The organism is Chitinophaga sp., from assembly GCF_035564935.1.
GTDB lineage: Bacteria > Bacteroidota > Bacteroidia > Chitinophagales > Chitinophagaceae > Chitinophaga.
Map to the genome: position 1 here is coordinate 1 of NZ_DATMTE010000657.1, position 11,523 is coordinate 11,523.

General features: G+C 48.9%; 8 protein-coding genes. 1 reads left to right on the top strand and 7 read right to left on the bottom strand.

Features of this window, described 5'->3' with window-relative positions; genetic code table 11:
- From VN105_RS16920 to VN105_RS16945, 6 genes are all read right to left on the bottom strand, one after another.
- On the bottom strand, nt 1-258 hold a 258-nt coding region (locus VN105_RS16920), incomplete at its 3' end, for an SgcJ/EcaC family oxidoreductase (protein WP_325642709.1).
- Between the two features lie 173 nt (nt 259-431).
- Complete coding sequence (locus VN105_RS16925) at nt 432-1,946, bottom strand: SusD/RagB family nutrient-binding outer membrane lipoprotein (protein WP_325642710.1); 1,515 nt, start codon at nt 1,944-1,946, stop codon at nt 432-434.
- 19 nt (nt 1,947-1,965) lie between these two features.
- Complete coding sequence (locus VN105_RS16930) at nt 1,966-5,544, bottom strand: SusC/RagA family TonB-linked outer membrane protein (RefSeq protein ID WP_325642711.1); 3,579 nt, start codon at nt 5,542-5,544, stop codon at nt 1,966-1,968.
- Nucleotides 5,545-5,647: 103 nt separating this feature from the next.
- Nucleotides 5,648-6,835, bottom strand: a complete 1,188-nt coding sequence (locus tag VN105_RS16935; RefSeq protein WP_325642712.1) for a FecR family protein — start codon at nt 6,833-6,835, stop codon at nt 5,648-5,650.
- Between the two features lie 78 nt (nt 6,836-6,913).
- The gene (locus VN105_RS16940) at nt 6,914-7,444 is read right to left on the bottom strand and encodes an RNA polymerase sigma-70 factor (RefSeq protein WP_325642713.1); all 531 of its coding nucleotides are present in this window, start codon (nt 7,442-7,444) and stop codon (nt 6,914-6,916) included.
- Nucleotides 7,445-7,619: 175 nt separating this feature from the next.
- Nucleotides 7,620-8,687, bottom strand: coding sequence for a DUF2167 domain-containing protein (locus VN105_RS16945; protein ID WP_325642714.1), 1,068 nt, complete (start codon nt 8,685-8,687; stop codon nt 7,620-7,622).
- Between the two features lie 369 nt (nt 8,688-9,056).
- Between VN105_RS16945 and VN105_RS16950 the strand changes: the two genes are divergently transcribed.
- Nucleotides 9,057-10,625 (top strand): discoidin domain-containing protein, encoded by a 1,569-nt coding sequence (locus VN105_RS16950; RefSeq protein WP_325642715.1) that lies wholly within the window; start codon nt 9,057-9,059, stop codon nt 10,623-10,625.
- Between the two features lie 59 nt (nt 10,626-10,684).
- Here the strand turns inward: VN105_RS16950 and VN105_RS16955 are convergent, their stop codons facing one another.
- Nucleotides 10,685-11,449, bottom strand: coding sequence for a MerR family transcriptional regulator (locus VN105_RS16955; RefSeq protein ID WP_325642716.1), 765 nt, complete (start codon nt 11,447-11,449; stop codon nt 10,685-10,687).
- Nucleotides 11,450-11,523: the final 74 nt, after the last annotated feature.

Genomic DNA, 11,523 nt, shown 5'->3' on the forward strand with positions numbered 1-11,523 from the left:
CGCTACGTTTTCATCAAGGAAACGCACCTGTTGGATCTGACCATGCAGCCGGGCTCCTTTGAACATAAAATTGTTCATCAGCTGTTCATGCAGCCTAATGTATTCTTCCCGTCCCTTTAAGTGCATGCCGTTAAAAGTGATGTAGTCGCAATCTTCCGTAAGATTTGCGGAAGCGCCCCGGAAATCCAGCGTCCGGAACGCGTGATAGAGGGCATTATTAGCCGCTTTGATCGCATTCATTTCATATGCTTCGTTCATACGATGTGGTTTTGGATATGAATACGAAAATAGGCGGTTGGTTTACTTCGGCCTAGCACAAATGGGTTAATGGCATCATCATACCGGTAAAAGCAAGTTTTTTACCGGTAAATGCCGGTGAAAAACAAAAGGGCCGCCTGTGTGCAGGCAGCCCTTTCTTCCGGGAACATTATTTACTTTTTCTGATCCCACCAAACCTTCGATAGGTAAGAGTCGCCGTTGGCAAGACCAGATACGGCGCTTTTATAATTATCTGTATTCAGCAGGGCTTCCAGTGAGGAATATACAGCCCTGCGGGGAATGGTTCCATTAGTGGATCCCTGGTTGGGGCCCGGTGTTAAAACGGGATAGCCGGAACGGCGCCATTCGGCATAAGCTTCATAATCGCGTCCAAACAGCATGATCCATTTCTGTGTCATGATCTTCTCCAGCTGTTTTTCTGTGGACAGTCCGGCAAGTGAAAACTCTGCATCAATATATGCCTGCGGAATGGTTGTTATGTTATAAGGCTGCACGGCCATGGCAGCCCTGATACCGTCCTGGTAAAACTTCTCAGCTTCCGATGGCGCGGCGCCCCAGCCCATTAATGCAGCTTCTGCCTTGAAGAAGCAAACATCTGCATAAGTAAATACGTAAGCAGGGATGGGAGTAGCCAATGTTCTGTTGAAATAAGTGGTCATGGAAGCAGTGGAGTAATCATCTTTGATGATACCGGATAACAAGGCATCTGTTAATGCCACACCAATACCCTTGTATACAGGTGTGCCGCTGTTCCTTGAATTAACGGTAGGCGCCGCAATAAAAGTAAGACGAGGATCATGTTTATCATTCAGCGTAGCTACAAAAGCAGCTGCCAGGTACCTCAGATCAGGACTGCCACTGATAAACTGCGCCAGGATGGGATTGGCGTTGGTAGTTTGTGCGTCGTTGAAAGTAGGTACCGTGGCGTTATCTTTATTGTCGGAAAAAAGCGGCTGGCTCATTGCTTCCCGCACCGTTTTTTCCGCCAGCTGCGGCGCTGCGTATTTAATGCGCATGCCTAAGCGAAGTTTGAGTGAGTTACCGAATTTCTTCCAGTTATCGGTGGCGCCTTTGTAATAGAAATCCGCGTTACCATATGATACATCGCTGGAATTGATACTGGCAATAGCTGCGTCCAGATCGGCAATGAGGCGTTCATAGATAGCCTGCTGGCTGTCGTACACCGGCTTGTTATCTACGTTAGCAGCATCTTCCGTGGTTTGTGAAAAAGGCACGGCGCCAAACAGATCTGTGAGGCGTTGCCATACAAATATTTCAAGGATGCGTGCAATAGCAAGCTTTGTTCTGCCGGTGGGATCATTCTCTTTTCCCTTTAATGCCTGGTTGCGGATCTGGCCCAGGTTTCTCAGCAGGGTGTAATGCGCTGCCCACATATTATTATCGGGTTGCTGAATATAGCGGGAAGTAGGCGCCACCAACCCGCCGGCCCAATATTGTACCCAGGAACCCACCTGTATATTAGCGGTTTCCGTGCCTTCGGAAAAAGCGGCATCTTTCTGCACTTTAGACAAAAGTAAGGCGGGATCGATGTTCGTTACGGTAGTAGGCGGTGTATTGAGATCACTGAAGTTTTTAGTGCAGCCACCCAGCAACAGCCCGGCGGTTAACACCAATGCTTTCCTGTATATCGATGATTTGTTTTTCATATGCTTCGTTTTTTCAAGATTAAAGATCCAGGCTTACGTTCACTCCAAAACTCCTCATCATGGGCAGCGCCGTTGATTCCAAACCGAGAGAAGAGTTATTTACGTTAAAAGAAGAAGCTTCAGGTGAGAAGCCATCTGTTTTCCGCTGGAAATAAAAAAGATTCCTTCCATACACTCCTACATTCATCCTGCGGATAATTTTGCCGGAGAATAATTTTGATGGCAAGGCGTAGCTTAAACTGATTTCACGCATCGCTACATAGCTGGCATCGTTGATCATTTCTTCCGACACTACGTTTTCCTTATCGCTGGCTACTACGTTCCAGTAGTCCTGGGCCGTTACTTTCATGGTATTGGCTTTGCCTGTGCCTACCCAGTTGCCGCTATTATCTTTCTCAGCAATTACGCCTGAGGCTACATAGCTGCCATCCCTTCCTGCCAGTGTTTTCTTTGTGGTGCCATAGATCAGTTCTTCCCGGTTGCTTTGTGAATATACAAGTCCACCCTGGCGGATATCTACCAGCGCTGCCAGGGCAAAACCTTTATAACGGAAAGTATTGGAGAAGCCGCCGGTCCAGTCGGGCATGGCATTGCCCAGCTCTGTCAGCTGCCGGCCCTGTGTGCGCAGTGGCAGGCCGGTAGCGGGATCTATCAACCTGTTGCCGGCTTCATCTTTCAGCCAGGCAAAACCGGTGCCTATCATGGTGCCGAAAGGCTTGCCCGGTGCTGCAATTACGTTGATACCACGATCGGTGCCCAGTACAAATGTTTCTACGCCTTCAGTAAGCGATACCACTTCATTTTTATTGCGGGAAAACGTAAAGATGCTTTCCCAGGTAAATCCATTCGCCAGTTTAAGAGGCGTTCCGTTTAACGATAATTCTATTCCCTTGTTGCGGATTTCGCCGGCATTGATCCTGCGCGCTTCAAATTTGCTGGACGGCGGCAGCGGCACATCCAGGATCTGGTTTTTCGTAGCGGCGTTATAGTAAGTAAAGCTAATGCCCAGCCTGTTGTTCAGTAAACGTACATCGGTACCAAATTCCACAGAGGTAGTGAGCTCATTTTTCAGGTTGGGATCAGGAATAATGGAAGTAAAAGATGCCAGCGGCTGTCCGCCATGTGTGAACTGATCCAGGCTGTACGCCCCGGTAAGCTGGTAAGGGTTACCGGAACTGCCGGCCTGCGCCAGCGATCCGCGCAACTTCCAGAAGCTCACAATTTGGTTGTTCATCTTCAGCAGATCAGTCATAATTAAACTGGTACTTACCGACGGATAGAAGAAAGAGTTGTTGCTGGCAGATAAGGTGGATGACCAATCGTTCCTGGCAGAGAAATCAATAAACCAGTAGTTCCGGAAGGCCAGTTGCCCGAAGCCGTACACAGAATTTATTTCTGACTCCTGCAAGTCGAAAAGATAGGAGTTGGTAAGGGTGTTATTAATCACATGCAGGTCCGGTACAATAAATTCTTTACCGGTGTTGCCGGTCATACGCATAAACTTTTTCTGGTGACTGGCGCCTGCATTCAACCCGAGGGTGAAGTCCTTGCTCAGTTCGAAATTACCATTCAGCAATACATCGTAGTTATCTTCCCGAACCCTGATCACCCGGTCTTCAATATCCCCATTCCTGTTCTGGCTCTGGTAAGTGCCTTTGGCTCTCCAGCGCAGGCGTTCTTCTGTATAATAATCAGTACCGCCCCTTGCCGTTAGTTTCAGCCATTTGTTAAAGTCGTACGATAACCGCAGCATACCCAGGAGCCTGTCGCGCTGATCGGTGTTTTTTGTTTTATGAATTGTCCAGTAAGGATTAGCCGTAGAACTATTGGTAGCATAGGTTTTCTCCAGTCCCGGCGTTACGCCGCTGTAACCAAATTGTTTGGCCACATCATCGGCGGTCCAGGCATAGTCCGCAAGTGTGCTTAACGGCATACTCCTTGGCTGGCTGATGAACAGGTATGCGGGATTATCGGATGCATCGGAAAGAGTGGGCCTGTTTTTACCTTTCTGGGAGATGTAGTTGATCTTGGCGTCCAGCTGTAACCGGGGCGTAAGAAACGCCTGTGTACGAAGGGTAAAGGTATTCCTGTCCAGCGTATTCGTAGGTACGTAACCGTTAACGTGTGTATTGGAATAAGAGAAGCGGTAATTCACTTTATCGTTTCCGCCATCCGCAGCGATATTATTAACAAATTGTTTTTCCTGGTTAAAAAAATCTTTATAGGTGTCGGGTTGCGGTGTGAGTTTCAATATATTCCCCCACTGGTCTTCATATTCCTGTCCTTCCATTTTCGCCCCCCAGCTGCTGCGGGCGATCCTGTCGCGGCCTGCGCTCATTTTAGGCATGCCCTGCAAGCCCTGTTCCTTCGCCTGCGCCATGGTATATACTTTACCATCGGTAGCGCGGAAGTGCGTAAAATCGCCATTGAGGCCCTGGCCGTATTCGTCCTGGAAATCGGGTGTTACCAATGCGTTGCCGATGGAGTAATCGCTGCTGAATTTCAGCCCTATTCCTTTACGGGAGCTGCCGGACTTGGTGGTGATAAGCACTACCCCGTTGCTGCCCCGCTGACCATACAATGCGGCGGCATTAGGCCCTTTCAGGATGGAGATGCTTTCAATATCTTCCTGGTTTATATTGGAGATGCCATCGCCATAGTCCACACCGCCGGTACTGCCTGCAGCGCCGATGTTTTGGTTATCGAGGGGCACTCCGTCTACTACGTACAGGGGTTGACTGTTGCCCTGCAATGAGTTGTTTCCGCGGATCAGGATCTTGGAGGAGCCCCCGGCGCCGGAGGCAGGCTGACTAACCTGTACGCCCGCTACTTTGCCTGACAAGGCGTTGGCAACATTCACTTCTTTGCCTTCAGACAGATCGGCGCCCTTTAGTTCCGCCACTGTATAGCCCAGCGATTTGCTTTCCCTTTTGATACCAAGCGCCGTTACCACTACTTCCGACAAACCTTTGGAGCTTTCTGTAAGCTTTACATCCAGCGTGGTGTTGCCGGCTGTTTCCACGCGTTGTTTATTAAAACCGATAAAGGAAAACAGCAGTGCATGGGCGCCGGACGGCACCTGTATGCTGTATTTACCCATGGCATCTGTAACGGCGCCCCGTGCAGATCCTTCTACAGCAACTGTTACGCCTGGTAATGGCGCGCCTTTTTCATCAGTAACCCTGCCGGTGATCAATGTATCCGCTACCAGTTCTGTTGTTGCTTTTTTCAGCGGCGCCTCCTTCAGGGTAATGGTACGGTCGATGATCTTGTATTCCAGCGGCTGCCCGGCCAGGCATTGATTCAGCACGGTGGTCAGGGCTGCATCTTTTACGTTTAAAGAAACGGGCGAGGTGTTTTTCAGGATGTCGTTGTTGTATAAAAAATAATAGCCTGTTTGTTGCTTAATAGCATCAAACACCTGTTGCAGCGGCACTTTCTTTACCGACAGTGTAATTTTCTGCGCATACGCGGTGGCTCCCGCGCTGAGTGCACAAAGGAAAAGCAACAGGGTGGTCAGCTTTACAGCCACCTTCATTTTTACAGGCAATGGGAGGCGTATATCCCGCCTGAAAGCGGAAATAGATCTTTTCATCATCGGTTTAATTTTAAATTAATAGCGATTGATCCTTTTAAATTCTGGTCTTTGTTAGTTACAGGTTTTATATATATTACGTATATACGTTCCAGTTATACTTATATTATTCTGTCATTGATACTGTTACTTCCCTCCCATTCACCCTGAAGTGAGCGCCGCTCACGAAGTTGAGCATTTCCAGCACCTGCGACAGCTTTGCCTGGCGGCTGATATTACCGCTGATGCGTTTTGCCGGCAGCGGGCCTGTGTAGCGGATATCAAGGTCGTACCAGCGTGCCACCTGGTTCATGATCTCACGGAAGTCATCATCTCTGAAAAAGAAAATGCCTTCTTTCCAGGCGATGGCCTTTTCCGTATCAGCGGTGGTGATGCGCACCTGGCTATCCTGCACATCCGCCTGCTGACCGGGCAACAGCTGCCAGTCGCGTTCATCCTTTACCCGGATCTTTACAGCGCCGGTGATCAGCGTGGTTTTTACTGCTTTACTGTAAGCGCCCACGTTGAAATGGGTACCCAGCACCAATACTTCCATGTTCTGCACCATTACCCTGAATGGTTTATCCGGGCTTGCGGCTACTTCAAAATATCCTTCCCCGGTGAGTTCCACCCGGCGTTCTCCGTTGCTGAAATGTACCGGGAACCGCAGGGAAGACGCGGCGTTCAGCCATACGCGCGTACCGTCTTCCAGGGTAAGCTGGTATTGCCCGGCCTTTGCGGTAGATAAAGTATTAAACAGCGTAGTGGCAGGTGATTCATTTGTTTTATTGTATACAAGGCCGCCCGGCTGTTGTGCAATGGTAGTGCCGTCGGCTTCTTTGATGGCACCTTCCGGCTGGCTGCCCAGGTGCACGGTTTGCCCGTTGCCCAACCGGAGAGTGGCGTTGCTGCTGCCGGGAAGGATGTCGTTTTTTACTGGCAGCGATGTAACGGCCATCATTTTTGCCGGCTTGGGCAACGGTGTATACCATTTATACGCGATGATAGCGGCGGTAAGCACTGCAGCGGCGGCGGTCCATGCAACCATACGCCGCCATGCCACTTTTTTGCCAGGAACAACGGGAGTAGCGCGGGCCATCACGGCCTGCCAATCGGCATCCACATCAATGGTATCATGGAAGGCCATGGCATCGCGCAGGGTTTCCCTGTGTTGCAGGGATTCCAGCAACTGCCGGCGCCGTACATCCTTGTCCAGCCAGGCTTCCAGCTCCTGCTGTTCAGCCACAGATGCCTGTTCACGGAGATGCTTTAAAATCAGGCCGGCGTATTTATAAAGATCCTGGTCTTGTTCCATAGAGGTTGCTTACCAGGTAAAGAAACGCGGGATGAAAAAAAGGGTGAAAGAAAAATAATTTTTTTTTGGGGAGATAGATTACAGGAACAGCACCGCGTAAATTTCGGGATTAAGCCGTTGCCTTAGCAGGTACAGTCCTCTTTTCTTTTGGGTTTTAACGGTATTGATACTGATATTCAGCTGGTCGGCGATCTCCTGATTCTTAAGCCCGCTGATATATCCCATCCTGATAATTGCCTGGCAGGCTTCCGGCAGCGTTTCCAGGGCACGGTTTATTTCCCCGATCACTTCCGAGCGGATGATGGTTAATATCACAGAAGGATCGCTTTCAGGTGTTCCTTCCTGTGCAGCGGCAAACTTCTCCACTACTTTCTCATGACGGATAGCATTTAAACAGGCATTACGTACTGTGGTATACAGGAAGTTTTTAATGGCCACCGGGTGAGCGCTTACCTGGCCCTGTTGCCCCAGGTAGCTTACAAATGCTTCCTGGGCAATATCCCTGGCTTTGTCTTTGTTGCCGGTGAACTGAAAAGCAAAATAACAAAGCCGGGTATAGTACATTTTGAAAAGTACGGCTGGTTCCAGTGCTTCGCTTGGCGTTGACATAAAATATACCTTTCGTGATCAATTCTGACAATCCGGAAGCCGCCGGTCATAGCGTCTTCTTTGAAAAAATAACACATTTATTTCAAAAAAGAGAAAAACATACACCAACGTTCCTGCATAAAGAAAGCCTGCGTAGTAACACGCAGGCTTTCTTGCATATATTCTCCTGTTTTAATCAGGGCTTTTCTTCCGGGTCATTTTCCGCGGGAGGCAAAGCCGCTGTATCCGTTATTTCACTGGAGCCATCCGGTTCGCCGCTACCATTGCCTGCATCCGGTTCCCCTGTTCCTGTTGCAAAAACAATGCTTTCCTTCTCCGCCTTCTTGCGGCTGAAAAGACGCTTGAAAAAACCAAGCAATGCTATAAAGCCCAACGCTATGAATTTCCACCCCGCGGCAAGATACTTAAGCAAAATTGCAAAGAAACCAACTTTCGCCAGCACCTTACCTGCTACCAGTCCCCCGATAGACCATGCCGCCACATTATCCATTTTAGGATCAAAATCAAAGTAGGTATTTCCCTGTGTGAAGGTAGCCATGTGCAATACCTTATTAATGTCCGCTTTCACCAGCGGGAGCTCGCTCATTTTACAAACCGCGTTGAGCGATAACACGCCATGACGGCCCAGGATGCGGATTTCATAGTTCAGGGTATGACTACCTTCCTGGTCGTCGAAACGGATCTCCTTTGCCCAATGCAGTACTTTATTTTCCTTGTCGTAGAAAGGCTGCTGCGCCCATCCTATCAGGTGAATGCCCGGGTATCCTTCTTTAGCGCGTGCTTCATTGATTTCCTTCTCTCCGTCCTGCATCCCCTTCATCATTTCACTGTAATTAATTTTTTCGGCGTCGTCATCTTTCACATATCCAATATCATCGAACTCAATAATAAAAGCGTAACTGCTATCTGCAAAGGGATCTGAATTTTCGGGAAAAATCATTCCCAGTGTTTTACTGCCATTTTCCGGCGGGTTGCCCCAAATGGAGGTGAGCACATACTGGCTCTTTTCCTTATTCAGGAATTTAAAGCCGGCCGGTACATGGATCTCGGCTTTGCCACCCGGCAATATGATAGTGCCGGTTTCGTACTTAAAGGATTTGCTTACAGAATCAACATAGTTATCAAGGGCTTGCTGGTAAAGCGCGGTTGAATCTTCAACGGGAACTGCTTTGGGAACAGCAGGGGTTGCATACAAACCCAGGGTTGCCAGCAGCAACCCTGTCAGGTACAGGTACTTGAACATAAGTTATCAGTGTTTAAGGGGAGTAAGTTGCAATAAATATCTGATATCCGGAAGAGGTTGGGGAATATTTACGGTTAATTATCCGGCCATTGTGCTGTTGGTGTACTCCTTTAATTGCATCAGCGCTTTCCGGTATCCTTTTTTCCCCGCTTTTTCAAAATAATATTTTGCCCAGCGGCGGGATTGTGTTACACCGTGGCCCGCAGTCATTCCCACCTCTGAGGCAAAACCAATTATTTTTTCCCTTTCTCAAACAATTACTTAATTTAGTTTACCTGAATATGTGAAACGCATCACCGCGTAACCCGGAAAACCTTAAACCAAAATCTGTTGATTCTTACTGTTTTTGTTAATCAATAAATCCGAACAATGAAAAGGAAAAACCTTCATTCCCTGTTAGCAGGCATGCTGTTATTGCCTACCCTTTTTATGGCCTGTAAACGAGCCCCGGGCGGGGAGTTACAGCCTGTATCCGGCAAAAGTAAGTCCGGTTTACTAAGCCTTACGCCCAGCGCGTACGATCTGAACGTTGTTTACTTTGTGCCCTCCGATGGCGCCACCATCGTTAACTACCGGGAACGCCTAAACGGTATTTTGTTGCAAGGGCAAAATTTCTATGGCAAGTGGATGAACTACTACGGCTACGGCGACCGTTCCTTCGGGCTACGGCTGGATTCCTCCGGTAAAGTAAAGATCACGGTAGTAAAAGGCGCGCTGCCCAAAACAGGCTACCCTTACGAGGGCGGCGGCAATACCGCTATCGGTGAACTGAACACGTGGTTTGCCGCACACCCGGCAGACAAGCACAGTGAACACACACTGGTGATCATGCCCGCCAGCACTTATGCTTCCGATGGCGATCCCGGCGGCGTACCCTTTTACGGCCTTGGCCGCTGGTGCTTTGCACTTGATTATGCAGAAATGGATACCAGTTATCTCGGGCAAAATACCACGCTGGGCAACCGCGCTACCAAATGGATCGGTGGCCTTATGCATGAATTAGGCCATGGCCTTAACCTGCCGCATAACAAGGAAAAAGTATCCGAAGCCGCCGATCCCGCCAAAAGTACCGCCCTCATGGGAAGCGGCAATTACACCTACGGCAAAAGCCCTACTTTCCTCACTGCTGCCAGCGCCGCTATTCTCAATAACTCGCAGGTGTTCCGCACCAGTACCGCCACAGGTATTTATGGCGGCGGTAACACTACCATCAATATTATCAAAGCCAGTTATACCGGGGGAAATATTGTGCTGAAAGTGAAATTCTCATCCACGCAAACAGTGAATAACGTAAACGTATATAACGATCCGGAAGGAGGAAATGACTATGATGCTGTTCCATGGGTAGCGGCGCCTTCCGGCGACAGTATCCAGCTGAGCATGCCTATCAGTGAATTTCATAAAAAGACAGGCAACTACGCCCTGCGCATCCGCTTCCTGTATACCAACGGTTCTTCCACGGAAATCTCTTACCCGTATACGTTTGTAAATAACGAACCGGTGCTGGATATCAGCACCAAAGATGAACTGAATAAATCTTCCTGGAGCATTGCCTATGTAAGCAGCCAGGAAGACGACGGCCCCGCCGTAAACCTGTTGGACAACGACCAGGCAACAGTATGGCATACACAATGGAAATCTGTACAGCCGGCGCATCCGCATACGGTAATTGTAAACATGAACGCTATACAGTCTATACAGGGACTGGCATTCCTGCAACGCGCCAACCTGAACGGATCATTAAAAGATATTACGGTATCCACCAGCACCGATAACATCACGTATACGCCAAGGGGTAACTATACGCTGACGAATGTAAACAGCAAACAGTACATTTCTTTCGGGGCAACTGTTTCCGCTAAGTATATCAAAATCGTGACCGCATCCAATTACGCTGGCTCGCACTATGCGGTCCTGTCGGAGTTAGGCGCCTGGTAATTACATCTCTCTGAAAAATAAAAAACAGGGTACGGCCTATCACCGTACCCTGTTTTTGTTTACTGCAATTTATGTGCTGCATAAAAGTGAATGGCCTGCTGCATAAATTTGCCGAAAGCCGGGTTAGCTACGCCATTTGCCTGCGTGTACCGTTCATCATTCGCCAGCAGATCACCCAGACCTTTGTAGGCTGCGGCCTGGTTACCGGCTTTCCCCCAAAACTGCAGGATATACCGGTAATGAACAGCTATTTCCTGCTGCACCTGCTCCGACGCTGGATCCATGCCCGCTGCCGCCAGTGAAGCCAGTATTTCCCCGTTGGCCTTGAAGCCTTCCTGCAGTTGCCTGTAGCTGTCCTTATCCATGGTAAGTAACTGCTTTTCTGCATGCGCTACCTGCCCGGGCCATTTTTCCTTCGCCTCGCGGCGCCAGGCTTCCGCCTGTTCCTTTGGCAGCCCTGCATATAAATCTTCTACATTCATGTTTACTTTGTTTTTTAAGTGAAAGATGGTTTTCTCCACCGTAGCTACTAAAGTTTCGATGCGGTTTTTCTTCGACAACAGCATTTGCCGGTGCGATTCCAGTGCATGCACCAGGTCAAATTCGGGATCATCCAGAATATTGCTGATATCTTTCAGCGCTACATCCAGCTCCCTGTAAAAAAGGATCTGCTGCAACCGGAGTAATTCCGCTTCGCCATATAGCCTGTACCCCGCGGAGGTACGCACAGAAGGCGTCAGCAAACCGATCTGGTCGTAATAGTGGAGCGTGCGCACACTCACACCTGCCAGTTTCGCCAGTTTATTTACCGCATACTGCTTCATCTCTTTAGTAACTGTTTGGTTGAAAACAAAGGTAGGCTATGACGTAACGTTAGCGTCAAATCTTTCTTCCACTT

Coding starts and splice junctions, on each gene's coding strand:
- VN105_RS16925 (WP_325642710.1), bottom strand. CDS start 1,946: ATGAAAAACAAATCATCGATATACAGGAAAGCATTGGTGTTAACCGCC.
- VN105_RS16930 (WP_325642711.1), bottom strand. CDS start 5,544: ATGATGAAAAGATCTATTTCCGCTTTCAGGCGGGATATACGCCTCCCA.
- VN105_RS16935 (WP_325642712.1), bottom strand. CDS start 6,835: ATGGAACAAGACCAGGATCTTTATAAATACGCCGGCCTGATTTTAAAG.
- VN105_RS16940 (WP_325642713.1), bottom strand. CDS start 7,444: ATGTCAACGCCAAGCGAAGCACTGGAACCAGCCGTACTTTTCAAAATG.
- VN105_RS16945 (WP_325642714.1), bottom strand. CDS start 8,687: ATGTTCAAGTACCTGTACCTGACAGGGTTGCTGCTGGCAACCCTGGGT.
- VN105_RS16950 (WP_325642715.1), top strand. CDS start 9,057: ATGAAAAGGAAAAACCTTCATTCCCTGTTAGCAGGCATGCTGTTATTG.
- VN105_RS16955 (WP_325642716.1), bottom strand. CDS start 11,449: ATGAAGCAGTATGCGGTAAATAAACTGGCGAAACTGGCAGGTGTGAGT.